Consider the following 21,939-nt stretch of genomic DNA (forward strand, 5'->3'; position numbering starts at 1 on the left):
CCCCAGCCTTCGGCCGGGGGGACCCCCTGAGAGCACGCACCAGACGCCGCGGGGCCGCCCTCCGGGCGACGAGGGGAGTTTGAAGACAGGCCCTAGGCTTCACCCCACGACCCGCGCCCACCCCACTCCGCACGCCGCCGTCTCACGGGAGTCCTCCGCCGCATGACCGCACAGTCCCGTCCCCGCGCCACCATCGGCACGATCGCCGCCGAGGCGGGAGTGTCGACGGCCACGGTGTCCAAGGTGCTCAACGGCCGCAGCGACGTCTCCGCGGCGACCCGGGAACGGGTGCAGGAGATCATGGCGCGCCTTCACTACCACCCGCGCCGTCCCCGGCGCCGCGGCGGCATCGTCGACCTCGTCCTCAACGAACTCGACAGCCTGTGGTCCGTCGAGATCATCCGCGGCGCCGAGGAGACGCTGCGCGAGGCGGGGGTCAGCATGGTCCTGTCGGCGGCGCACGGCAGCAGCTCGCAGACCAGCGCCTGGCTCGACCAGCTCGCGGCGCGCCGCTCCGACGGCGCGATCCTCGTCGTCTCCGACCTGACGCTGGGCCAGCGCAACCGGCTCGCCTCGCTGGGCGTCCCGTTCGTCCTCGTCGACCCCGTGGGCAACGTCGAGGCGGGCGTGCCGACCATCGGCGCCACCAACTGGGCGGGCGCCGTCGCCGCCACCGAGCACCTGATCGGCCTCGGCCACCGGCACATCGCCCATCTCGCGGGCCCGCGCCAGCTGTTGTGCAGCAGGGCGCGCGCGGACGGCTTCCGGGCGGCCATGGAGGCCGCGAGCCTGGACGTCCCGGCGGGCTCGGTGCGCCACGGCGCGTTCACCGACCCCTCGGGGCGCGCCGAGACGATCGCCCTCCTCGACGAGGTCCAGGAGCACGGACTGCCCCGCCCCACCGCGCTGTTCGCCGCCAGCGACCTCCAGGCGTTCGGCGCGTACACGGCGCTGCGCGAGCGCGGGCTGCGGGTTCCGCAGGACATCAGCGTGGTCGGGTTCGACGATCTGCCGGTGACACGGTGGAGCGATCCGACTCTGACCACGGTCCGCCAGCCGCTCCAGGACATGGCGGCGATGGCGGCCCGCACCCTGCTGCGGGTCATCGACGGTGAGGAGGTCGACCTTCCCCGGGTCGAGCTCGCCACCCGCCTCGTGGTCCGCGCCAGCACGGCGGCACCCGGCACCGATTGAGCGACGACCGGTCTCAACGGGATGGTCACGTACGGCAGTTGGCGTGGCACACTGCGAACTGATCATCCCGACAGAGGACCAGCTCTCGCGACATTGGAGCCAGCCATGACGGAGTCCGTACCCCCGGTCGACACCACCCGGGCCCACCCCGCCCGCGTCTACGACTGGCTGCTCGGCGGCAAGGACAACTACCCCGTCGACGAGGCCGTCGGCAGCAAGCTGCCCGCGCAGGCCCGGGACGCGGCCCGGCAGAACCGGGAGTTCATGCACCGGGCGGTGTCCCACCTCGCCGGGCAGGGCGTCGACCAGTTCCTCGACATCGGCTCCGGCATCCCCACGGCGCCGAACCTGCACCAGATCGTGCAGCGCGCGGTGCCGTCCGCCCGCGTCGTCTACACCGACAACGACCCGCTCGTGCTGCGGCACGCCCAGGCCCTCCTGGAAGGCAGTCCCGAGGGCGTCACCGACTACCTCATGGGTGACGTGCGCGAGCCGGACGCCATCCTCGAACACGCCCGCACGGTGCTCGACTTCGAGCGGCCCATCGCCCTGTCGCTGATCGCGCTGCTCCACTTCGTCACCGAGGACCAGGACCCGTACGGCATCGTCGCCCGGCTCGTCGCCGCGCTCCCGCCGGGCAGCTTCCTCACCCTCACCAACGCCTCCCCGGACTGGCGGCCCGACCTCGCCGCGCAGGTCGTCGACGAGTACGAGCGCGCGGGCATCCGGCTCGCCTTCCGTACCCGCGCCGAGGTCGCCCGGTTCTTCGACGGGCTCGACCTCCTCGAACCGGGCCTGGTCGCGGCCACCGACTGGTACCGCGGCGACACCGCGCCCGCTCCCGAGGAGAGCGGGATCTACGGCGCGGTGGCGCGCATTCCCTGACCGAATGCGGGAGTTCAGGACTTTGGCAGGACGCAGACCGCGTCGAGACCGAGGACATGGTTGAGACGGCCGAACGCCAGCCAGGAGCCGATCGCCATGCTCAGCTCCACGATCTGGGTCTGGTCGTAGTGCGCGGTCATCCGCTGCCAGAACTCGTCGTCCAGGCCGTGGTGGTCGAGCGCGTACCGCTCCGCGTACTCGGCGGCCAGCCGGGTCCGCTCGTCGAAGGCGTCCGTGGTGCGCCACTCGGCGACCGCGTCGATGAAGGACTCCTCGACCTTCTCCTCGCCGTCGCGCTCGGTGCGCCAGTCCAGGCAGAACAGGCAGCCGTTGATCTGCGCGATCCGCAGCCGCGCCGCCTCGAACTCCCGCAGTCCCAGCGTGGAACGGTCGTAGACGGACATCGAGTACTGCGCCGCCGCCACGCCGATGCCGGGCACCATCTCGCCCCACACGTACGCGATCGGGTCCTTGTCGTCGGGTACGTCGATCATCATGACTGCGGTTTCCTTCCCAGGCGGCCGGTGGCGGGGAGCAGGGGCACGTCGAGCGCGTCGTACAGGCCGGGCTCCGCCGCCACCAGCCACTCGACGGCGCCGACGAGCCGGCCGACGGCGGTCGCGTTGCCCCCGGCGGAGTGGTTGCCGCCCTCGTCGGTCGCCTGCACGGTGACCTCGATGTGCGGGCGGCCCTCGATCACGACCCGGTGCGCGCCCGCTCCGCCGCCGGGCGGGGTCGGCCAGTCCGGCGCGCAGGACGGGTGGATCCGGGTGACGTGCTCGACGACGAGCCGTACCTCGCCGTCGACGACGCCCTGCACCTCGAAGCGGACCGCGCCCTGGGTGCCCGCGGCGAAGTCGCCCATGGTCGCCGTGGTGACGTCGCTCTCCAGCGCCCGGCGCTCCAACGTCTCGCGTGTCTCGTCGAGTTCGACGCCGAGAGCGCGGGCGAGCAGTCGTATCTGGCCGCCCCACACCATCGTCGGGATCGACTCGGCGAGCATCAGCGGCTCGTAGTCCATGGGATGCCCCATGCCGATCAGGTCGCGGACCGCGTCCGGCTGGTCGTACGTCGAGTAGTCGAAGATCTCCTGGCAGCGGACGGTGTCGATGTGCGTGCCGAGGCCGCTGACCAGGAGCGGCAGCACGTCGTTGGCCCAGCCCGGGTCGACGCCCGACACGAACAGGGAGCCGCCGCCCTCGGCGATCGCCGCGCGCACCGGGTCCGTGAAGTCGGGCGGCGCGCTCGCCGGATCGTAGAGCGGGTAGAGGGCGGGCGTGACGACGACGGCACCGGCGCGGACCGCCCGGCAGATGTCGTCCAGCGCCTCGTCGGGACGCAGATCGCCGGAGGCCGCGTACACGACGGCACCGGGGCGGGCCGCGAGCACCGCCTCGACGTCGGTCGTGGCCGCCACCCCGAGGGCGCGGTCGAGTCCTGCGAGGTCGCCCGCGTCGCGGCCGGCCTTCGCGGGATCATGTACGAGCACACCTGACAGGGCGAGCGCGGGGTGAGCGGAGACGGCCCTGATCGCCGCGCGGCCCACGTTGCCGGTGCCCCAGACCACCGTGGATGTCATGCGCCGGAGCGTAACCTGATGGAGTGTCAGTTCATAGAGTCGCTACGTGAGTTGGCTTCGGGCGACGGCCAGCGCCTGCTCGGCGTAGCCGCGGCCGAAGAGGACCGTGTGCACCAGGAGGGGGAAGAGCTGGTGCAGCGGGACGCGCTCGCACCAGCCGTCGGCGAGCGGCGCCGCCTGCTGGTAGCCGGCCAGGATCCGGTCGAGGTGGGGCGCGCCGAACAGGTCCAGCATCGCGAGATCGCTCTCGCGGTGCCCGCCGTGCGCCGCCGGGTCGATCAGCCAGGCGGCGCCGTCGCCGTCCCACAGCACGTTGCCGTTCCACAGGTCGCCGTGCAGCCGGGCGGGCGGCTCGGCGGGGCCCGCGAGGCCGGGCAGCAGATCGCAGACCCGCTCGATGGTCCGGGCCTCGTCGGCGCGCAGGGTCCCGTCGTCGACGGCCCGGCGCACATAGGGCAGCACCCGGTGCTCGGCGAACCACTCCGGCCAGGTGTCACCCGGCTCGTTGCGCATCGGCGCGAGCCCGATGTACGCCTCGGCGGGACCGTCCGGCGGCGGGGCGCCGAAGGCCGGGGCGCCCGCGGCGTGCAGCGCGGCCAGCTCCCGGCCGAACCGTTCCGCGCCCTCGGCGCCGGCCCGCCCCTCGGTCACCCGGTCGGTGACCAGCCAGGTGTGGTCGTGGCCGTGCACCGTGGGCACCCGCACCGCGTCCGCGGCGGCCAGCCAGCGCAGCCCGGCAGCCTCCGCCCGCGCGGCCCCCGGATCGTCGGCGTACTTGACCATCACCACCCGCCCGTCGGCGAGCGTGACCTCCGTGAGCGCGCGGGAGAGACGGCGCTCGGCGGAGGCGGCCGAGCCGGTGAAGCGTGCTGCGGCGGCGGAGGGCGTGGCGGGCATGAGGGCAGCGTAGAGGGGCGTTCCCGCCGTTGACGTGCGCCGCCACGCCTTGATCTGCTGCCTTCATCACGGCAGAACATGGTGAGGGCAGAGGAGTTGCGCATGGTGTCCGGTGAGCGTGCGAGCGGTGACGTCCTCGTCGTGCAGCACACCCCGAACGGCGGGCCGCGCCGGGTCGGCACCTGGCTGACCGAGGCCGGGCTCGACGTCCGGGTCGTGCGGGCGTACGCGGGTGAGGCGCTGCCCGCGACGCTCGGCGGACGCCCGCTGCTCGTGCTCGGCGGCGGCTACCTCCCCGACGACGACGCGCGCGCCCCCTGGCTCCCGGCGACCCGGCGCCTGGTCGCCCAGGCGCTCGACGAGGGCAGCCCGGTGCTGGGCATCTGCCTCGGCGGGCAGCTGCTCGCCCAGGTGGCGGGCGGCACGGTCGAGGCCGAGCACGGCACGCCCGAGTACGGCAGCACACCGGTGCGGCTGCGCCTGGAGGCCGCGTCCGACCCGCTGCTGCACGGACTCGGCCCGGTGGTGCCCGCGATCGAGCGGCATGTCGACGCGATCACCGAACTGCCGCCGGAGGCCGTCTGGTTGGCGTCCAGCGAGGGCTGCCCGTATCAGGCGTTCCGGGTGGGGGAGCGGGCCTGGGGTGTGCAGTTCCATCCCGAGGCCGATGCCGCGCGGATCGCCGCCTGGGACCGCGATCAGCTCGCCGCGCGGGGCGTCGACCGCGACCGGCTCCACGCCCGCGCGCTGGCCGACGAGGACGCGGCGGTCGCGGCGTGGTCGGTCTTCACCGCGCGGTTCGCCGCGGTGTGCCGGGGCTGACGGCGGCCTGGGCGGGCACCGGCGCGGAAGCCGTCCTGCCGCGCCGGGCCGAGGTGATCAGGCTGGTCAGCACTCCGGCGAGCAGCCCCCAGAACGTCGAGCCGATCCCCAGGAGCGTGACGCCGGACGCGGTGGCGAGGAAGGTCACCGCCGCCGCCTCGCGCGCCGTGGCATCGGAGAGCGCCGCGGCCAGGGCCGACTCGATCGTGGCCAGGAGGCCGACTCCGGCGACCGCCATGACGAGCGCGTGCGGCATCGCGGCCAGCAGGGAGACCACGGTCGCGCCGGCCAGCCCCACGCAGAGATAGAAGACGCCCGACCACACCGCCGCGAGATAGCGCCGCTCCCGGTCCGGGTGGGCCTCCTCGCCGGTGCAGATGGCGGCGGTGATGGCTGCCAGGTTCAGCCCGAACGCGCCGAACGGGGCCAGCACCGCGGTGACGGCGCCGATCCACGTCATCATCGGCGAGACCGGCACCTGGTAGCCGGAGTTGCGCAACACCGCGACGCCGGGCAGGTTCTGCGAGGCCATCGTCACGACGAACAGCGGCACGCCGACGCTGATCAGCACCTTCCAGTCGAAGGACGGCGCGGTGAACACCGGCTCGGCCAGCGAGAGCCGGATCCGCTCCAGGTGCCAGCCGCCCGCCAGGACCGACGCCACGACACCGCCGCCGAGCGCGACGAGCACCGCGTACCGGGGCAGCAGCCGGCGGGCCAGCAGGTACAGGACGAACACGGGGAACGCGATCGCGAAACTGCCGTCCATCGAGGCGAACAGCCCGGTGCCGAAGTGCAGCAGCACCCCGGCGAGCAGCGCCGACGCCAACGGCACCGGAATCCGGTCCATGGCCTTGGCGAACCACCCCGTCACCCCGCTCACGACCATCAGGACCGCGCTGAAGACGAACGCCCCCACGGCCTGTGCCATGGACACCCCCGCCAGGCTGGTGGCGAGGAGCGCCGCCCCGGGCGTCGACCAGGCGGTGACCACCGGCGCCCGGAACCGCAGCGAGAGCCCGATGGACGACACGGCCACGCCGATGCCGATCGCCAGCATCCACGAGGACGTCTCCCGTGCGTCCGCCCCGGCGGCCCGCGCGGCGGTGAACACGAGCGCCGCCGAACTCGTGACGCCGACCAGGACGGCGATGAGTCCCGCGGCCACGGCCGAGGGTGGCGCGGCCGCGCGTATCCGGGCGACGGGGGAGGGCGACGGTGGCGGGGACGCGGACATGCGGGCATCACTTCCGGGGACGTACGGCAGGCCGGGGCATCACGAATGTGTTCCATAAACAGAACGTTCCGTTTATGGAACACTAGAGACGCGGGCACCGGCCCGTCAACCAGCTACGGACGGGAGCCGGGGCGTTGGGCCTGAACGACGAAGTGGGGCGCAGGCTGAAGGAGTTGCGCCAGGACGCCGGTCTGTCCCTGTCCGAGCTCGCCCGGCGCTCGGGCGTCGGCAAGGGCACCCTCTCGGAGCTGGAGAGCGGCCGCCGCAACCCCACCCTGGAAACCCTCTACGCGCTGACCACCGTGCTCGGCCGCCCGCTCAGCGCGGTCCTGGACGACCCGCGGGCAGGCGCCCACGAGGGCGTCTCCGGCAGCGCCGTCACCGCGGTGCTCATCGAGCGGTACGAGGACGAGGAGGCCGCCACCGACGTCTTCCGCGTCACCATCGCCGACGGCGCGACCCAGGACTCGGCCGCGCACGCCCCGCGCACCACCGAGAGCCTGATGGTGCTCTCCGGCACCGCGGTCGTCGGCCTGCCGCACGCCCCGCAGACGGCGGGTCCGGGCGGCCATGCCCACTGGGCCGCCGACGCGCCCCACATTTACGGCGCACCCGATGGAGAGGTGCACGGGATTCTCTTCGTGCGGTACCCGAAAACGCCTTAGGCCTGCGGCGGCGTCTCGTTCGGGTTCACGTCGTTCAGCTTGGAGATGTCGACGGACTCGGCCGGGGACGGGGTCGCCGACGGGACCGGCTTGTCGTAGTCGGTCAGGGTCATCGTCAGGTCCTCGTCGGAGCCCTTCTCCGTCGCCCTCACCAGGCGGTGCGGCGCGTCCGTGGTGATGTACATCGTGACCGTGCTGCCCTTGTCGCGGCCGGTCAGCGGGACGACATCGGTGCCGTCGACCTTCGTCTCGTCCCCCTTGGTCAGCTTTTGCTGGGCGGCATCGGTCGAGCCGTCGTCGAGCTGCGCGCGGAACGCGTCGAGGTCACACGTGTCGGCGAAGCTCTTGAGCATCGTGTCGTCAGTGGTGCCGTGCATGTACTTGCCGTCGAACAGCTGCGCCGCCAGCGCCCCCGAGCCGCCGCTGACCTGCGTCTTCCAGAAGGTGGCGTCCGGCTTCATCCAGACCTCGTCGCCGCGCTTGACGAGGTCGACTGTGCCGCCGTCGGCGCCTCCGACGCCCATCCGGAGAGAACCGGCGCAGTTGCCGTCCTGGTCGAGCCGCAGATCGAACCGGGCCGGGGTGCGGACGTCCTGTTCGGTGTCCGACCGGTTCGCCACGGTGATGTGCAGGGACGTGGCGTCCAGGAGTTCCTTCTTCGCCTCGTCGGCCAGCTGCCGCGCGGACGGATCCGGGGCTGCGCCGTCGTCCGCGAGTGCCGGAGCCGCGGCGAACAGACTCGCGCACACGCACACGGCCGCCACTGTCGTTCGGGTCATGACGTCACCTCGCCGTCCAGGACGCCCGCTCCGGGACAGGCACTTCCGGGCGCCCGAAATACGCGTAAATTGTACGTTCGTTCCGTGGCGGGTGTCCTGGTGGGAATGGCGCCGTCAGTCGCCCTTGCCGCACACCCGCAGGCCGACCGGCGTCCCGCACGGCAGATGGCCGTGGGCGGCGACCACACCCTTGCCGGTGCCGTTGTCGACCGCGTACGACAGAAAACTGGAGGCCAGCGAGTCGGCGGGCGGACGGCCGTACGTGTAGGCGTACTCGATCTCGCGGTACGGGTAGCCGCCCTTGTCGAGCCGGTCCGGGTCGGGGGCCCGGCCGTCCAGCGTCACCGTGTGCAGTCCGTGCGGCGCGTCCGGTGGCGACGCGGCGCGCAGTTCGCTGTAGCCGAGGGCGCCGGGGGTGCGAGCGACGGCCTGGAGGACCTGCTCGGTGGAGTCGAGCTCGCAGCGCAGGACCGACGAGGTGGTGCGCGCGGTGCGGGTGACGCAGTCGTCCGACGTGGCGGGCGGCTCGTCCGCACCGTCCAGGACCCGGTTGGTGAGCGCGGAGCGGGTGCCGGACCCGGAGCTGCGGCTGACGAGGACGACCGGCAGATCCGGGCCGCCGAGCTGCGACCAGTCGCGGATCTCGCCGCGGTAGAGGCGGCGGACGTCGGCGACGGACAGATTCTTGAGGCGGACGTCGTCGTGCACGACGAGCGTGAACAGCGAGACCGCGATGCGGCTCTCGCTGAGCCCGGTGTAGCTCGCCGGGCGCGGCCCGTCCGAGAACGCGACGACACCCGCCCCCTGCTGCGACTCGCCCCCGGACAGGGCGAGTTCGCGCACCCCGGTGCGGCTGCCGTACGCCGCGACCGTGATCGTCGGCCTGTCCTGGCAATGGTCCCGGTACTTCTGCGCCAGCTCGCTCAGGACCGGCTCGAACGCGGTGGAGCCGGTGAGCCGCAGGGTGCCGGTCTCGCAGTCGGCGGGCAGCGCCGGCGGCAGCAGAAGGGGGAAGGTGACCGCGGCGATCAGACAGAGGCCGAGCACGACGGTGGTCCAGCGGGCCCGCTTGCTGTACACCGGCGGCTTCTCGTCCGGGGTGAGGCTGTGGTTCTCGTGCAGGCTGCCGTCGCGCACATCACCGGTGACCGTGACCCGGTCGCCCTCCTCGCCGCCCGTGAGCAACACGAGGATCTTGTAGAACGCGCCCGGCCGCAGCGGCACCCGGGGGATCAGCAGAGTGCTCGACCCCACCACGCGCAGGCCCGGCTCGTCCTCGAAGTAGCCCATCAGGTTGGTGTGTTCGGGCGGCAGGGTCACGTCCTGCGCCTCGATGCGGCGCCCGGTGAACTCGGCGGTCAGCCCGTACTCCCGCGGGGAGTGGATGTAGTCGGACTCCTCGATGTGCCGGGTGCCGTCGTTCTCGATGCGCAGCAGCACCAGCGTCGCGTCGCGCATCGACGGCAGATCGTTGAAGAGCCCGAGCCGTGGATCCGACGCGTGCGGCGGGCCGTTGTGCCCTATGGCGATGTCCATCTGCTTGCGGAAGCCGATGCGTCTGCTGCGCCGCGCGCGCAGATCGGCGACGAACGGCGTGGCCATGGAGAGCACGCCGAGCACCAGGCCCGCGATCGTGAAGGTGATGTCGAGCCGTCCCATGCGACGACGGTACGGACTCTCCCGGCAGCCCAGGAGAGTCCGGCGCAGCCCTTCGCCCAGTGTTCGGCGGCCGTTCAACTACGGTGCCGATAGGGCCTGTTGGGTCATCCGCCGGTGGTGGACCCGGGCCGGACGATCATCAGGACCGTGACCGTGGCCCACAGCAGATTGAAGATCCCGGTGACCATGGCGAGTCGTCCCGCGGCCCGGCGCGGAGGTCCGGCGGCCGGTTCCTCCTCGGCGGCGAGAGCCGCCTCCTGGCCGGGCAGGATCGCCACGATGAGCACCACGGCGGCAGCGGCCGTCAGCACGATCGAGACGATCAGCCACGCGCTGCCGAGGACGCCGAGACTGCTCGCCGTGGCGAACCCGAACAGCGGCACCGCGAGCCCGACGCCCGCGTACACCCGGCAGATGCGGTGCAGGACGCGCAGGGTGGCCGCCGTATCGGCCTTGCCGGGTGAATTGGGCGCCGCCCGCAGTGACGCGGGGAACATGCTGGCGGCCACGGCGACCGGTCCGACGGCCAGCACGGCGGCCAGGACATGCAGGATGAGCAGCAGCTTCGTCACGGTCGGGCGCCGTTCGCCGCGGCGGCCGTCCGGCGGCTGCCGGTCACCTTCGAGGCGGGCAGCCGCCCGGCCCTGGACGTCCCGGCGAGGGTGTCGCCGTCGACGGTCACGGCGAACGCGAGGTTCAGCCGCAGCGGCCTGGTGACGGCCTGCCGCCAGGACAGCCGGTCGCCGTCGAGCGCGACGTCCGTGAGCGGAACCTCCTCGCCCGCCCCGTGCGCGACGCCGGACAACTCTCCCTCCGTGTCACGGAGTTCGAGAACGGCCTGAAGGACGCCGATCGGAGTGGAGACGGTCAGGTCCCAGGTGCCTGCGACGGTCATGTGGATGTTCCTCAAGTGATGGTCGATCTGTACGTGTGATCGGTTCGTGCGGGGGAGTGGGCCGTCAGAAGGCGGCCGGGAGCGGGCCGCGCGGGTGCCACACCGTGCCGCGCCGCTCGTGGGCGAACAGCTCCTCGACCGCGTGGGCGATCCGCGGACCCACCTCGCGCTCCAGCAGGTAGAGGCCGAGATCGAGGCCGGACGTGACGGCTCCGGCGGACACGAGGTCCCCGTCGTCGACGATCCGGGCGTGCACCGCGTGTGCCCCGGTGGCGTCCAGCAGGTCGAGACCCAGGTGATGGGTGGTGGCGTGGCGCCCTTCGAGAAGGCCCGCCATGGCCGGGACGAGCGCGCCGCCGCACACCGTCGCGAGGATGGTTCCGGGACGGTCCAGTACGGCTCTCAGGAGTGCGGGCAGTCCGGTGGTGAGCGTGCGGCCGAGGAGCACCGGGATCGACGGCTCGGCCGCGTCCGGGTCCGGAACCTCGTCCGGGGCGCCGACGCGGCCCGCGGCGCCCGGCACCAGGACGACACCGGATCGCGCGGGATCAAGGGCGGCGGTGGCCCGCAGCGCGAGCCCGCCGGTCCCGCCGACCACCTCCCGGGGACCTTCGGCCGAGACGAGCTCGACGCTCACCGCGCCGTCGGACGCGGCGCCTCCGGCGTGCAGGACCTCATAGGGGCCGATGACATCGAGCGGGTCGAAGCCGTCGAACAAGACGATCTGTACGTGCATGCCCCCGACGCTAGACAGCGGATGATCTCCGCCCCAGTGGCATTCGTGACACCTTCCAACGGGATAGCGACAGCACGAGAAGACGGGTTTCTGCCGGGCAGTAACTGGTAGGCGCGGATGGCATCTTTCCGTTGCCGGGGTAGGTTCTCGCCATGCACACCGTCGCGCTGCTCGCCCTGGACCAGGTGATCCCCTTCGACCTGTCCACCCCCATCGAGGTGTTCGCGCGGACCCGGCTGCCCGACGGGCGCCCCGGCTACCGGGTGCGGGTCTGCGGCGAGACGCCCGAGGTCGACGCCGGCGCCTTCCGGATCCGGGCGCCGTGGGGGCTCGACGGGCTGCGCGGGGCGGACACGGTCATCGTGCCGGGGACGGCCGAGCCAATGGCGCCGCTCGCGCCCGCCGTGCGCGACGCGCTGCGCGCGGCCGCCGCGGACGGTACGCGGATCGCCTCGATCTGCTCCGGCACGTTCCCGCTCGCGGCGACCGGACTGCTCGACGGGCTGCGCGCCACCACCCACTGGATCGGCGCCGACGCGCTCGCGGCCGCGTATCCGCGCATCGAGGTCGACCCGGACGTCCTCTACGTCGACAACGGGCAGATCCTCACCTCGGCGGGCGCCGCCGCCGGGCTCGACCTCTGTCTGCACATGATCCGGCGCGACTACGGCTCGGCGGTCGCGGCCGACGCCGCCCGGCTCTCCGTCATGCCGCTGGAGCGCGAGGGCGGCCAGGCCCAGTTCATCGTCCACGCCCGGCCGCCCGCCCCGCAGGGCTCCACGTTCGAGCCGCTGCTCACCTGGCTCCAGGACGACCTGAGCCGCGATCTCGCCCTGGCCGACATCGCCGACCACGCCGGGGTCAGCACCCGCACTCTGATGCGCCGGTTCCGCGAGCAGACCGGCACCACGCCGCTCCAGTGGCTGCACCGCGCGCGCATCCGCCGCGCCCAGCACCTCCTGGAGACCACCGGACACCCGGTGGAGCGGATCGCCGCGCAGGTCGGATTCGGCTCCCCGACGGCCTTCCGCGACCGCTTCAAGCGCACCACCGGCGTCAGCCCGCAGGCGTACCGGCGCAGCTTCAGCTGAGGGCGGCCCGGCGCGTACGGGCTCCGCCGCCCCGCAGCCATCCGTACAGAACCACCGAGCAGACCGCGGCGAAGGCGCACCACGTCGAGATGAACTCCCAGCGCCACAGCGCCGCGCACACGCCCGCGCCGACTCCGGCCAGGACACCGAGCAGGACGAGCCCCGCCTCGCCGGACAGCAGCAGCGAGCCGATCGTCGCGAACAGATATCCGGCGAGCAGCCAGGGCGCGTGCGGCAGCCCGATCGCGTAGCCCATGGTGTGCCCGCGCACCTCGGCCGTGACCGTGCTCGTCGCCAGGACGTACGCGAGGACCGCCGACGTGACGACCCCGGACGCGAGCGGCAGCGCCAGCCGGCGGCGCGCGTGGTGCGGCGCGGCGCACACCACGCCCACCGGCACCCACAGGGGAAGCAGCGGCAGCGCGATCACCGCCCAGGCCACGGTGGCGGGCCCGGTGCCGCCGCCGTCGTTCCAGATCAGCGCCTCGATGATCTGGTGCGCCCCGAGCAGCAGCGGGAGGGCGGCGAGCGGCACGGCGCGGGGCCGGGTGCGGGCGGCGCGGGCCACGCAGGCGACCCCCACCGCGCCGATCGCACTGCCCGCCACCAGGTCCGCCGTCGCACTCCAGCACATGCCGGTCACGCTACGTCGCCCCGGCCCCGCGCGACATCGGGGCGGCCCCCGGCGCAGGTGAATGTATTCGGCATGTATATTCTTTCCATATGCATCTATCTGAAGGGTCGGCCCACGGTCCGAACGGCGGCTCGGGCGACCCGGTCGACGTCGTCGGGGCGCAGCGCATCGAAGGTGCCGCCCGAGGACTCCTGCGCGGGATCGCGCAGCTGTCCCAGATCCTCTTCAGGGCGGGCGAGTTCGGTCTCACCCGCAGCCAGGTCGCGGTGCTCGACGCGCTGGAAGAGGGGCCGAGCCGGGTGACCGCGCTCGCCGCCCGCACCGGCATGGCCCAGCCCCGGGTCACCGTCATCCTTCAGCAGCTCCAGGAAGCCGGTCTCGTCGAGCGGCGCCGCTGCGAGGAGGACCGACGGGCCGTGGAGACCTCGCTGAGTGACGCCGGACGCGCCCTGATGGAGCGGGGCCGGCAGCGGATGGCCGCCGCCCTGCTCACCGCCCTCGAAGGCGGCGCCGGAACCGCCGGGACCGCCGGGAGCACTGAGGCGTCCGAGCGCGCGGTCGCCGCCGCGCGGAGCGCGATCACCCCTCTGGTGGATGCCCTCACCAGCCAGAACGCACGTATGAACACCGTTGAATCGGAGGCCAGTTGACCACCCCGGGCACCCTGCCGGACCTGTCCGTCACCACCGAGAGCACCGCCGACGCGGGCCTCGCCCCGCACCGGGTCGCCGGACCCCGCAGATGGTGGGACTGGGTCCTCGCCGCCGACCCCGGACTCGGCCAGTTGCAGTCGGGCTGGCGGTCGCTGGTCGCCATGGTCACCTCGCTCGCCGTCGGCTACTGGATGGCCGGGGCGCTGAACATCCCCGCCATGATCGGCATGATGGTCGCCGGGATGATGGGCCTGATGAGCGCCTTCGCGGTCGCCGAGAACACCTGGGACCGGCTCGCCCGCGCCATCCTGTGGATGCCGTTCCCGTACAGCGTGGTGCTCTGGGTGTGCGCGAGCCTGGACGGGCGGCGCCTCGCGCAGATGACCCTCATGGTCGCCGCGCTCGCCCTCACCTTCCTCCTCGCCAGGTTCGGGCCGTTCGCGCTGATCACCGGCATGATGCTGTTCAACGGCCTGATGGTCGGCATGCTCGCCGGGATTCCCGCCTCCCTCGTCGGCAAGGCCTTCGCCGTCGCCCTGGTGGCCGCGGCCGCCGTGCTCGCGACCCGGCTGCTGCTCTGCTTCCCGATGCCCCGCGAGGACCTGCTGCGCACCCAGCGCGCCTTCGTCGTCGAGGCCCGCCGGGTCGCCGACGCCGCCGTCGACGCCCTCGACCCGGACGCCGACCAGCAGCGCGCGGTGCGCCGGATGACCCGCGCCCTGCGCCGCCTCAACATCACCACCGTCACCATCGACGGCCGGCTCGCCCAGCCCGAGGTCGCCGCCGACCCGGCCGCCGCCGAACTCCTGCACCGCCACCTCTTCGACGCCGAACTCGCCCTGCGCGGCATCGGCCAGGCCGCCGCCGACCTCACCCGGCTGCCCGTACCCGGACCGCTGCGCGAAGCCCTCGCCGTCGGCCTCGTGCTGGCCCGCGACACCCCGCTCGGCCGCGCCGAGGGACTGCGCCCGGCCGCCGCCCACATCCAGGAACGGGCCGAGGCGATCCTGCGCGACGCCACCGCGTCCCCCGACGACGTCGAGGCCGCCGTCCTCGCCCGGCGCACCGGCGATCTCCTCGACACCCTCGCGGACGCCCTCGGCAACTGGCTCGCCCTCGGGCGGCGCACGTGCGCCAACCCGGCCGACGTCCCCTTCCAGCCGACCGTCGCCCTGGAGAACGACCGCCTCCCGGGCTCCGCGGGACCGGCCCGCCGGGTCCTCGCCGCGGGCACCGAGACCGGCTGGCGGCGCGTCGTCCCCTACATCCGCGTCCCCGCGCACGCCGCGATCGCCGCCGCCATCGTCTGCCCCATCGCCGACGCCATCGACCCGCGCCGCTTCTACTGGGGCCTGGTCGGCGTGATGATCACGCTGTTCGGCACCAACACCACCCACGAACGGCTGCGCAAGTTCGCCCACCGCATGGTCGGCACCGCCGTCGGCGCCGTCCTCGGCATCGTCCTGCTCCACCTCATCGGCCGCGACCACGTCTACGCCACGCTCGCCGTCATCGTCGCCGGGCTCTCGCTCGGCGCCTGGGGCATACAGCGCGCGTACGCCTGCTGGGTCGTCGGCCTCGTCGTCGCCCTCACCCAGCTCTACGGCATGACCACGCCCGACAGCGGCATGGAGCACCTGCTGGGGGAGCGGATCCTGGACAACGGCATCGGCATCCTCGTCGCCACCGCCTGCGCCGCGCTGATCTTCCCGCTCTCGCGCCGCACCGTCGTCAAGGAGGCCGAGCGCGGCTGGGTCGACGCGCTCGCCCAGGTGATCCAGCAGGTCGAGCGGCGCTGGGACGGACCCGAGGCACCGGTCCGGCTGCGCGGCGCGGCCCGCACCGTGGACGCCGCGCTGCTCCAGGTGCAGGGCATCGTCCGGCCCCTGGTGCGGATGCCGCTCGGGGTGCGCGGCCCGTCCGCCGACCACCGGGTGGCGCTGCTCGCCACGGCGACCGGACACGCCCGCACCCTCGCCGCGGCCGCCGACATCGACGTCGACCTGCCCCCGCGCCTGGCCGAACGGGCCCGCCTCGTGACCCAGACCCTCACCGCGTCCCTGAAGGAGCTCGACCGGTTCTACGCGACCGGAGAACCGGAAGGCGCCTGGCGACGGGTCGGCCCGCTGGTCCGCGAACTGGAGACCGAACTGGCCCCCTCCGCGCCGGGACCGCGCGCGGACCGGCTGCGTACGGCACTGCGGGAGATCGCCGCGCTGGACGAGGCGCTCGCCGCCTACGCCGAGCAGGCCGGCCTCCCGGTGGCCGCGCCGGGCCGCACCGCACCCGTCACCACCACGCCGATGCAGCGCACCACCCGCGCGCTGATGGCCGCCTGGGGCGAACCGCAGGCACGCACTCGCGCCACCGGCACGGGCGCCGGCACCGCCCGGCTGACCGGGACCGTGCGCTGCGACCTCCACCCCGAGGGCTGCCCCGCCTGGATCACCGTGATCAGCGCCCGCGGCAAACGCCTCGCCAAGGCGCAGGTGAACCGCGGCGCCTACACGCTGGACGCGGTCCCGGCGGGCACCCACACCCTGGTCGTCTCCGGCGAGCGGCACGCACCCCGCGCCGAACTGGTCACGGTCGACCAGGACGCCGGGACCGTACGGCACGACATCGCACGGACCCCCTGAAGCCGGTCAGCGTGCGGCCCGGAGCCGCGGGGCGACGGCGAACGAGCCGCTGGAGGCCCGGGCGCCGCCCGCCCGGGCCGCCAGCTCGATCGTGTAGCCGTCGCCGTTCACGACGGTCGGCAGCACCGTGGCGGTCTCGCCCTCCGCCGCCCCGCTCAGCTTGGCCGCGAGCCGTATCACCCGGCCGTCGCTGCCGTGCACGAGCCACATGTCCAGCTCCTGCCCGGTGGTGTTGCGCCAGGTCACGAAGACACTGGCGCCCACCCGGTGCACGGAGCCCGTGGTCGGAGCGGTGACGGTGAGCGCGTCGTCCCCGGCCGCCGTGCCCGACGGGGCGACGACCAGCACGGGGAGCGCGGCCAGGGAGAGGGACAGGGAAAGGAATCCGGTACGGCGCATGCGACGACCTCGTTCCGCGTGAGACGACGGACGGATCTCCCGCGCCGTGCGGCACGGGAGGCGGACGTCTGTAAAGGTTCCACCCCGGCAAGATCAGTTAAGGAATCGCGGGGCAGCCCCACCCCATGGGGTACGGCTCTGTCCCCGAACCGGCGGGCTCGACAGGACAGCTTCGCCGCTCGCGCGCATCCTCGCGCCCGCGCGCCCGAGGCGTGCCCCGGCCCTCAGACGCCGCCCGGCACCACCAGCGCCAGCCACACCACGGCCGGGGCGACGACCACGACCGCCGCCCCGTAGGCCATCAGCTGCCGGAAGAACCGCTCCCGGTCCACCTCCGCGGCATTGGCGAGGACGAGCGCGCCGTTGGTCGAGAACGGGCTGACGTCGACCACCGTCGCCGAGACGGCCAGCGCCGCCACCATGCCCACCGCCCCCACCTCGCCCGCCGCGAGGAACGGCACGGCGAGCGGGATCAGCGCGCCCATGATCCCGACCGACGAGGCGAACGCCGAGACGATCGCGCCGATGTAGCAGAGCAGCAGGGCCGCGAGCAGGGGCACGCCGATCCCGCTGACGGCGTCGCCCGCCCACGTGATCGTGCCCATCTCGTCCAGGACACCGACGTAGGTGAGCACCCCGCAGATGAGGAAGACCGTGGACCAGGAGATCTCGGCGACCGCCGTCCTGCTGGTCGCGGGCCACACGACGCTCAGGAGCACCGCGATCGTGATCGCCGTCAGGCCGACGTCGAGGTCGAAGGCGAGGGCGCAGACGACGAGTGCCACCAGCCCCGTGAGTGTGACGGCGATCGGCGCGTCCAGACGCGGAGCGACAGGCGCCGTCGCGGGCCCGGCCGTCGTGCTGGCCGTACCCGTACCCGTACCCGTACCCGTACCCGTACGCGTACCGGCAGCGGTGCCGTCGTCGACGGCGCCCCCGCCCCCGGACGTGTCCGGTGAGCCCTGCGTCGCGCCACCGGTACCGGCTGCCACGGTCCCTTCGGGAGCACGCGACGGCACACCGCCTCGCCGCCTCAGAGCCGTGTAGACGATGCCCGCGATGACCGTGTTCACGACGAGGCTGGCGAGGAACAGCGCCCCCTCGTTGCCCGGCAGGTGTTCACGGTCGACGATGCTGTTCACCGTCGAGCCGTACACGCTCGTCGGCGAGAATCCGCCCGCCTGCGCCCCGTGCACCACCATGATCCCCATCAGCAGGGGACTGATCCCGTACTGGGCGGCGAAGCCGAGGGCCAGGGGCGCCACGATGGCGACCGCCCCCGGGCTGACCGCGCCGATCGCGGTGAGCGCCGCCGTGACGGCGAACATCACCCACGGGATCAGCGCGACCCGCCCGCCCACCAGGCGCACCGAGGCGTGCACCAGCCAGTCGGTCGTACCGTTGGCGCGGGCGATCGCGAACAGATAGGTGACGCCGGCGAGCACCACGAACAGATCGCCGGGGAACCCGGCGAACACGGCATCGGCGTCGAGATCGGCGGCGAGCCCGCCGACGGCGAAGGCGGCGGCGAACGCCAGGGCGCCCATGTTGACGGAGCGCGTGGTGGCGATCACGAAGATCACCGCGAGGACGAGGACGGACAGCAGTTCCGGGGACACGGGCGACTCCAGTGGTCGAGTGGCTCAGCCAATTTCCCGACCTGTCGGCGCTCTGTCAAGATTTTTCACCGGGTCGGTTCGCGCCGCGTCCGCACGGCCGGCGGGCGTGATCGGGCGCAGACTGGACAGACGACAGGGACGGAACGCAACGGGGACCCGGAAGGAGGAGACACCGGATGACCGAGTCGAGTGATGTGACGGCCATGGGTGACGAGGTGTACCAGCCGGGTGATCCGGATGCCCGGGAGGACGAGGGCATCCTCGAGGTGGAGGACACCCTCTACGACCGCGGGGTCGACCCGTACGACGAGGGCTGGTCGCCGCCGGAGCGGCCGCTGGGAGTCGAGCACAGCGGGGTCACGGCGGCCGAGCGGCTGCGCGGTGAGACCCTCGACGAGCGGCTGGCCGAGGAGAGCCCGGACCCCGTCGTCGAGGAGTACGAGGCGCTGGAGTCGGGCGACGGAGCCGGTGACGGCATCGGTGACCTGACCGGCGGCGCCGGAGAGCCGGTCGACGGCGAGGTGGGGACCGTGCGCGCGGGACGGCTCGTCGCACCCGACGAAGGCGCCCACGAGGACGCCGAGAAGGACATGGTCGCCATGGACGTGGGCTTCGGCGGTGGGGCCGCGTCGGCCGAGGAGGCCGCCATGCACCTGGTGGAGGAGGACGAGGGGACGGCCTATTGATCACTGGCCGGTGTAGGCCGCCGTCAGCATCAGTGCCACCGACAGCAGAGCGGTGCACAGGGCTGTGAGGGGCGGTACGAGCGCGAGCCGGTCCGCCGCGAGCCGGCGGGCCGTGAGACCTATGCAGAGCACGCTGACCGCCCCCAGGATCATCGCCACGTAGATGAGCACGAACCGTCCTCCTTGTGCGGGCCGGGATCCGGGCTCCATGATCGCGTGACGCGCGGCGCGGCGCACCCGGGCCGCGTGCGGGGGCACGGAGGGGACTTATGGACGGAAACACCTGGCTCGTACTGGCGGCGGTCGTGGCCCTGGCCATGCTGGTGGCCGCCGCGGTGCTGCTCGTGCGGGTGTTCAAGGCCCGGCGGCTGCTCCTCGACGCCGGTATCCCGCTGCGCGACAAGGCCCTGTTCTGGACCGCGGTGATCTACACGATCTCCCCGGTCGACCTGCTGCCCGACCCCATCTACCTGGACGACATCGGCGTCCTGCTCCTCGCCCTCAAGGCCCTCCACTCCGCGGCACAGCGCGTCGGTCTGGAGAGCACGGGTCAGGAGAAGGTGGATCACGAAGGGCTCGGGCGCGAAGGTGTGGGCCGCGACTGACGGGGGGCCGCAAGGAAGGAGTGGCGGGTGACACGGGCCCGGCCCGTGTCACCCGCCACCTCCGCGCGCTCCGTCAGACCGTCGCGCCCCGCGCGTCCTCCACCGGCACGGTGGCCTCGGGCCGCTCGCCCAACCGCGGTGTCGGCACCCGGAACGTCTCGCGCGCCGTCAGCGCCGCGATCACCGGCGGCACGCACAGCGCCGCCGTGAACAGCGCCACCGCGAACCAGTCGGCTCCGTCGGGACCGGCGATCCGCGCCGCGAACGTCACCGCGAACCCGGCGACCGCGAAGCCGATCTGCGTACCGATCGCCATCCCGGAGAGCCGGACCCTGGTCGGGAACATCTCGCCGTAGAAAGCCGGCCATACCGCGTTGGCCGCGCTGTAGACGACACCGAAGGCCAGGATCCCGAGGACGAGGGTGAGGGCGTACGAGCCCGTGGAGATCGCCCATAGATAGCCGAACATAGCCGCCATGCTGCCCGCGGCGCCGATCAGGTAGACCGGGCGCCGCCCGATCCGGTCGGCGAGCCGGGCCCAGAGCGGGATCGTGCCCAGCGCCACCACGTTCGCCAGGGCGGCCACCCACAGCATGGCCGAGCGGTCCATGCCGACCGCGTCGCTGGTCGCGTACGACAGGGCCCACACCGTGAAGATCGTGCTCACCGAGGCGACCAGCGCGCCCGCGACGACCCGCAGCAGCCCCGCCCAGTGCTCGGTGACGAGCACGACGAGCGGCAGCCGCGCGGCCTTGTCGGTCCGGGCCGCCTGCCGGGCGAACTCCGGCGGCTCCTCCAGCGTGCGCCGGATGACGTAGCCGACCACGGCGACGACCAGGCTCAGCCAGAACGGGATCCGCCAGCCCCACGACAGGAGTTGGTCCTCCGGCAGGGCAGCCACCGGCAGGAACACCAGCGTGGCCAGGAGCTGTCCGGCCTGCGTGCCGCTCAGTGTGAAACTCGTGAAGTACGCGCGGCGGTGCTCGGGTGCGTGCTCCAGGGACATCGAGCCCGCACTGGCCTGCTCGCCGGCCGCGGAGATGCCCTGCAGCACCCGGCACAGGACCAGCAGGACGGGTGCGAGCCCGCCGACCTGGTCGCGGGTCGGCAGACAGCCGATGAGGAACGTGGACAGGCCCATCAGGACCAGCGTGAACACCATGATCGTGCGACGCCCGAGGCGGTCGCCCACGTGTCCGAGGAAGAGGGCGCCGACGGGGCGGGCCGCGTAGGCGACACCGAAGGTGGCGAGGGAGAGCAGCGCCGCGTTCGCCGGATCGGACTCGTCGAAGAAGACCTTCGGGAAGACCAGGGCGGCGGCACTGCCGTAGATGAAGAAGTCGTAGTACTCCAGGGCGCTGCCGATCCAGGCGGCGAGAGCCGCCTTGCGTGGCTGGCCCTGCGGCGGCGGGGGTGCGGGGACGGACACACGGGCTCCTTCGGGGGACGGGAAGCACTCGGCTCGGCATCCGGTTAATTAACCCACTGGATAGTTAGTAGTGGATGGCCTGAGATGTTGCGCCGGTGTCAACGGCCTGTCAAGAGCTGTGTCGCGGCCGGTTGCCGGTGGGGCGCCTAACGGGCCGTGAGATAGGCGATGACCATGTCGCCGAGCATGGTCCGGTAGTGCTCGCGGCGGTCGGCGGCGGTCAGGTCGCGGCCGAACAGGGCGCCGAACGTATGCCGGTTGGAGACCCGGAAGAAGCAGAACGAACTGATCATCGCGTGCAGATCGACCGCGTCCACGTCCGCCGTGAACACGCCCTCGGCCCGGCCCGCCTCCAGGATCCGGCGGATCACGTCGATCGCGGGGGAGTTGAGCGAGCTGAGCGTCTTCGACGCGGTGATGTGCTCGGCGTCGTGGATGTTCTCGATGCTCACGAGCCGGATGAAGTCCGGGTGGGCCTCGTGGTGGTCGAAGGTCAGCTCGGCGAGCCGGCGGATCGCCGCGACCGGGTCGAGGTGCTCGACGTCCACGTCCTGCTCGGCCTCGCGGATCACCGTGTAGCTGCGCTCCAGGACCGCGGTGAACAACTGCTCCTTGCCGCCGAAGTAGTAGTAGATCATCCGCTTCGTCGTGCGGGTGCGGGCCGCGATCTCGTCGACCCGGGCACCCGTGTACCCGGCCCGGGCGAACTCCTCGGTGGCCACCGCGAGGATCTCGGCCCTGGTGCGGGCCGCGTCGCGGATGCGGCCCTCGCGCCGCGCCGGTTCTTCCGTGGTGGTCATCAGGATCGATCCTTCGAGCGGCGGACGTGCGGTGGC

At 73.0% G+C, this 21,939-nt stretch carries 24 protein-coding genes; 9 read left to right on the top strand and 15 right to left on the bottom strand.

The window, feature by feature from the left end:
* Positions 1-162: 162 nt before the first annotated feature.
* Positions 163-1,194: a LacI family DNA-binding transcriptional regulator gene (locus K377_RS21005; protein ID WP_111664983.1), complete on the top strand. Its 1,032-nt coding sequence runs from the start codon at positions 163-165 to the stop codon at positions 1,192-1,194.
* A gap of 105 nt (positions 1,195-1,299) precedes the next feature.
* Complete coding sequence (locus tag K377_RS21010) at positions 1,300-2,079, top strand: SAM-dependent methyltransferase (protein WP_111664984.1); 780 nt, start codon at positions 1,300-1,302, stop codon at positions 2,077-2,079.
* A 14-nt stretch (positions 2,080-2,093) separates the two neighbouring features.
* Here the strand turns inward: K377_RS21010 and K377_RS21015 are convergent, their stop codons facing one another.
* Genes K377_RS21015 through K377_RS21025 form a run of 3 tightly spaced genes read right to left on the bottom strand, consistent with a single transcriptional unit; the run spans position 2,094 to position 4,555 of the window.
* Positions 2,094-2,576 carry a carboxymuconolactone decarboxylase family protein gene (locus tag K377_RS21015; RefSeq protein WP_111664985.1) on the bottom strand — a complete coding sequence of 161 codons (483 nt, stop codon included), beginning with the start codon at positions 2,574-2,576 and terminating at the stop codon, positions 2,094-2,096.
* A complete protein-coding gene (locus K377_RS21020; RefSeq protein ID WP_111664986.1) occupies positions 2,573-3,658 on the bottom strand; it encodes a dihydrodipicolinate reductase in 1,086 nt (361 codons plus the stop codon). The genes K377_RS21015 and K377_RS21020 overlap by 4 nt, the downstream gene beginning before the upstream one ends.
* A 42-nt stretch (positions 3,659-3,700) precedes the next feature.
* Positions 3,701-4,555, bottom strand: coding sequence for a fructosamine kinase family protein (locus K377_RS21025; RefSeq protein WP_111664987.1), 855 nt, complete (start codon positions 4,553-4,555; stop codon positions 3,701-3,703).
* A 102-nt stretch (positions 4,556-4,657) separates the two neighbouring features.
* On the opposite strand from K377_RS21025, the gene K377_RS21030 reads away from it, so the two are divergent.
* The gene (locus tag K377_RS21030) at positions 4,658-5,377 is read left to right on the top strand and encodes a type 1 glutamine amidotransferase (protein WP_111664988.1); all 720 of its coding nucleotides are present in this window, start codon (positions 4,658-4,660) and stop codon (positions 5,375-5,377) included.
* On the opposite strand, the gene K377_RS21035 is transcribed toward K377_RS21030, so the two are convergent.
* Positions 5,343-6,614 carry a benzoate/H(+) symporter BenE family transporter gene (locus K377_RS21035; protein WP_111664989.1) on the bottom strand — a complete coding sequence of 424 codons (1,272 nt, stop codon included), beginning with the start codon at positions 6,612-6,614 and terminating at the stop codon, positions 5,343-5,345. The genes K377_RS21030 and K377_RS21035 overlap by 35 nt on opposite strands.
* Positions 6,615-6,748: 134 nt before the next feature.
* Between K377_RS21035 and K377_RS21040 the strand changes: the two genes are divergently transcribed.
* Positions 6,749-7,279, top strand: coding sequence for a helix-turn-helix domain-containing protein (locus K377_RS21040; RefSeq protein ID WP_111664990.1), 531 nt, complete (start codon positions 6,749-6,751; stop codon positions 7,277-7,279).
* On the opposite strand, the gene K377_RS21045 is transcribed toward K377_RS21040, so the two are convergent.
* From K377_RS21045 to K377_RS21065, 5 genes are all read right to left on the bottom strand, one after another.
* Positions 7,276-8,058 carry a hypothetical protein gene (locus K377_RS21045; RefSeq protein ID WP_202454709.1) on the bottom strand — a complete coding sequence of 261 codons (783 nt, stop codon included), beginning with the start codon at positions 8,056-8,058 and terminating at the stop codon, positions 7,276-7,278. The two genes, K377_RS21040 and K377_RS21045, sit on opposite strands and share 4 nt — an antisense overlap.
* 114 nt (positions 8,059-8,172) lie before the next feature.
* Positions 8,173-9,717, bottom strand: a complete 1,545-nt coding sequence (locus tag K377_RS21050) for a PstS family phosphate ABC transporter substrate-binding protein (RefSeq protein ID WP_111664992.1) — start codon at positions 9,715-9,717, stop codon at positions 8,173-8,175.
* 104 nt (positions 9,718-9,821) lie between these two features.
* A complete protein-coding gene (locus K377_RS21055; protein WP_111664993.1) occupies positions 9,822-10,289 on the bottom strand; it encodes a DUF2269 family protein in 468 nt (155 codons plus the stop codon).
* Positions 10,286-10,612, bottom strand: coding sequence for a hypothetical protein (locus K377_RS21060; RefSeq protein ID WP_111664994.1), 327 nt, complete (start codon positions 10,610-10,612; stop codon positions 10,286-10,288). Before K377_RS21060 ends, K377_RS21055 begins: the two co-directional genes overlap by 4 nt.
* A 64-nt stretch (positions 10,613-10,676) precedes the next feature.
* A complete protein-coding gene (locus tag K377_RS21065; RefSeq protein ID WP_111664995.1) occupies positions 10,677-11,348 on the bottom strand; it encodes a DJ-1/PfpI family protein in 672 nt (223 codons plus the stop codon).
* Positions 11,349-11,500: 152 nt separating this feature from the next.
* Here K377_RS21065 and K377_RS21070 point away from each other — a divergent pair, with 152 nt between their 5' ends.
* The gene (locus tag K377_RS21070; RefSeq protein WP_111664996.1) at positions 11,501-12,439 is read left to right on the top strand and encodes a GlxA family transcriptional regulator; all 939 of its coding nucleotides are present in this window, start codon (positions 11,501-11,503) and stop codon (positions 12,437-12,439) included.
* Here K377_RS21070 and K377_RS21075 read toward each other — a convergent pair.
* Complete coding sequence (locus K377_RS21075; RefSeq protein ID WP_111665209.1) at positions 12,432-13,073, bottom strand: DUF6629 family protein; 642 nt, start codon at positions 13,071-13,073, stop codon at positions 12,432-12,434. The genes K377_RS21070 and K377_RS21075 overlap by 8 nt on opposite strands.
* A gap of 89 nt (positions 13,074-13,162) precedes the next feature.
* On the opposite strand from K377_RS21075, the gene K377_RS21080 reads away from it, so the two are divergent.
* Positions 13,163-13,723 carry a MarR family winged helix-turn-helix transcriptional regulator gene (locus K377_RS21080; protein ID WP_111664997.1) on the top strand — a complete coding sequence of 187 codons (561 nt, stop codon included), beginning with the start codon at positions 13,163-13,165 and terminating at the stop codon, positions 13,721-13,723.
* A complete protein-coding gene (locus K377_RS21085; RefSeq protein ID WP_111664998.1) occupies positions 13,720-16,365 on the top strand; it encodes an FUSC family protein in 2,646 nt (881 codons plus the stop codon). Before K377_RS21080 ends, K377_RS21085 begins: the two co-directional genes overlap by 4 nt.
* Before the next feature lie 6 nt (positions 16,366-16,371).
* Here K377_RS21085 and K377_RS21090 read toward each other — a convergent pair whose 3' ends face one another.
* Positions 16,372-16,764, bottom strand: coding sequence for a Ser-Thr-rich GPI-anchored membrane family protein (locus K377_RS21090; RefSeq protein WP_111664999.1), 393 nt, complete (start codon positions 16,762-16,764; stop codon positions 16,372-16,374).
* Positions 16,765-16,988: 224 nt separating this feature from the next.
* Complete coding sequence (locus K377_RS21095) at positions 16,989-18,383, bottom strand: SLC13 family permease (RefSeq protein ID WP_111665000.1); 1,395 nt, start codon at positions 18,381-18,383, stop codon at positions 16,989-16,991.
* Between the two features lie 176 nt (positions 18,384-18,559).
* Between K377_RS21095 and K377_RS21100 the strand changes: the two genes are divergently transcribed.
* Complete coding sequence (locus K377_RS21100) at positions 18,560-19,069, top strand: DUF5709 domain-containing protein (RefSeq protein ID WP_111665001.1); 510 nt, start codon at positions 18,560-18,562, stop codon at positions 19,067-19,069.
* On the opposite strand, the gene K377_RS41705 is transcribed toward K377_RS21100, so the two are convergent.
* On the bottom strand, positions 19,070-19,240 hold the full coding sequence (locus K377_RS41705) for a hypothetical protein (RefSeq protein WP_161194994.1): 171 nt from the start codon (positions 19,238-19,240) through the stop codon (positions 19,070-19,072).
* A gap of 98 nt (positions 19,241-19,338) precedes the next feature.
* Here K377_RS41705 and K377_RS21105 point away from each other — a divergent pair, with 98 nt between their 5' ends.
* Positions 19,339-19,674, top strand: a complete 336-nt coding sequence (locus K377_RS21105; protein WP_111665002.1) for a YkvA family protein — start codon at positions 19,339-19,341, stop codon at positions 19,672-19,674.
* Between the two features lie 73 nt (positions 19,675-19,747).
* On the opposite strand, the gene K377_RS21110 is transcribed toward K377_RS21105, so the two are convergent.
* Positions 19,748-21,103, bottom strand: coding sequence for an MFS transporter (locus K377_RS21110; protein WP_111665003.1), 1,356 nt, complete (start codon positions 21,101-21,103; stop codon positions 19,748-19,750).
* A 146-nt stretch (positions 21,104-21,249) separates the two neighbouring features.
* Positions 21,250-21,903: a TetR/AcrR family transcriptional regulator gene (locus K377_RS21115; RefSeq protein ID WP_111665004.1), complete on the bottom strand. Its 654-nt coding sequence runs from the start codon at positions 21,901-21,903 to the stop codon at positions 21,250-21,252.
* Positions 21,904-21,939 lie beyond the last annotated feature (36 nt).

The sequence above is a fragment of the Streptomyces sp. PsTaAH-137 genome, assembly GCF_003259365.1.
Lineage (GTDB): Bacteria > Actinomycetota > Actinomycetes > Streptomycetales > Streptomycetaceae > Streptomyces.

Coding starts and splice junctions, on each gene's coding strand:
- K377_RS21005 (WP_111664983.1), top strand. CDS start 163: ATGACCGCACAGTCCCGTCCCCGCGCCACCATCGGCACGATCGCCGCC.
- K377_RS21050 (WP_111664992.1), bottom strand. CDS start 9,717: ATGGGACGGCTCGACATCACCTTCACGATCGCGGGCCTGGTGCTCGGC.
- K377_RS21105 (WP_111665002.1), top strand. CDS start 19,339: ATGGACGGAAACACCTGGCTCGTACTGGCGGCGGTCGTGGCCCTGGCC.
- K377_RS21115 (WP_111665004.1), bottom strand. CDS start 21,903: ATGACCACCACGGAAGAACCGGCGCGGCGCGAGGGCCGCATCCGCGAC.
- K377_RS21075 (WP_111665209.1), bottom strand. CDS start 13,073: ATGTGCTGGAGTGCGACGGCGGACCTGGTGGCGGGCAGTGCGATCGGC.
- K377_RS21060 (WP_111664994.1), bottom strand. CDS start 10,612: ATGACCGTCGCAGGCACCTGGGACCTGACCGTCTCCACTCCGATCGGC.
- K377_RS21080 (WP_111664997.1), top strand. CDS start 13,163: ATGCATCTATCTGAAGGGTCGGCCCACGGTCCGAACGGCGGCTCGGGC.
- K377_RS21070 (WP_111664996.1), top strand. CDS start 11,501: ATGCACACCGTCGCGCTGCTCGCCCTGGACCAGGTGATCCCCTTCGAC.
- K377_RS21020 (WP_111664986.1), bottom strand. CDS start 3,658: ATGACATCCACGGTGGTCTGGGGCACCGGCAACGTGGGCCGCGCGGCG.
- K377_RS21025 (WP_111664987.1), bottom strand. CDS start 4,555: ATGCCCGCCACGCCCTCCGCCGCCGCAGCACGCTTCACCGGCTCGGCC.
- K377_RS21100 (WP_111665001.1), top strand. CDS start 18,560: ATGACCGAGTCGAGTGATGTGACGGCCATGGGTGACGAGGTGTACCAG.
- K377_RS21030 (WP_111664988.1), top strand. CDS start 4,658: ATGGTGTCCGGTGAGCGTGCGAGCGGTGACGTCCTCGTCGTGCAGCAC.
- K377_RS21015 (WP_111664985.1), bottom strand. CDS start 2,576: ATGATGATCGACGTACCCGACGACAAGGACCCGATCGCGTACGTGTGG.
- K377_RS21065 (WP_111664995.1), bottom strand. CDS start 11,348: ATGCACGTACAGATCGTCTTGTTCGACGGCTTCGACCCGCTCGATGTC.
- K377_RS21090 (WP_111664999.1), bottom strand. CDS start 16,764: ATGCGCCGTACCGGATTCCTTTCCCTGTCCCTCTCCCTGGCCGCGCTC.
- K377_RS21010 (WP_111664984.1), top strand. CDS start 1,300: ATGACGGAGTCCGTACCCCCGGTCGACACCACCCGGGCCCACCCCGCC.
- K377_RS21045 (WP_202454709.1), bottom strand. CDS start 8,058: ATGACCCGAACGACAGTGGCGGCCGTGTGCGTGTGCGCGAGTCTGTTC.
- K377_RS21035 (WP_111664989.1), bottom strand. CDS start 6,614: ATGTCCGCGTCCCCGCCACCGTCGCCCTCCCCCGTCGCCCGGATACGC.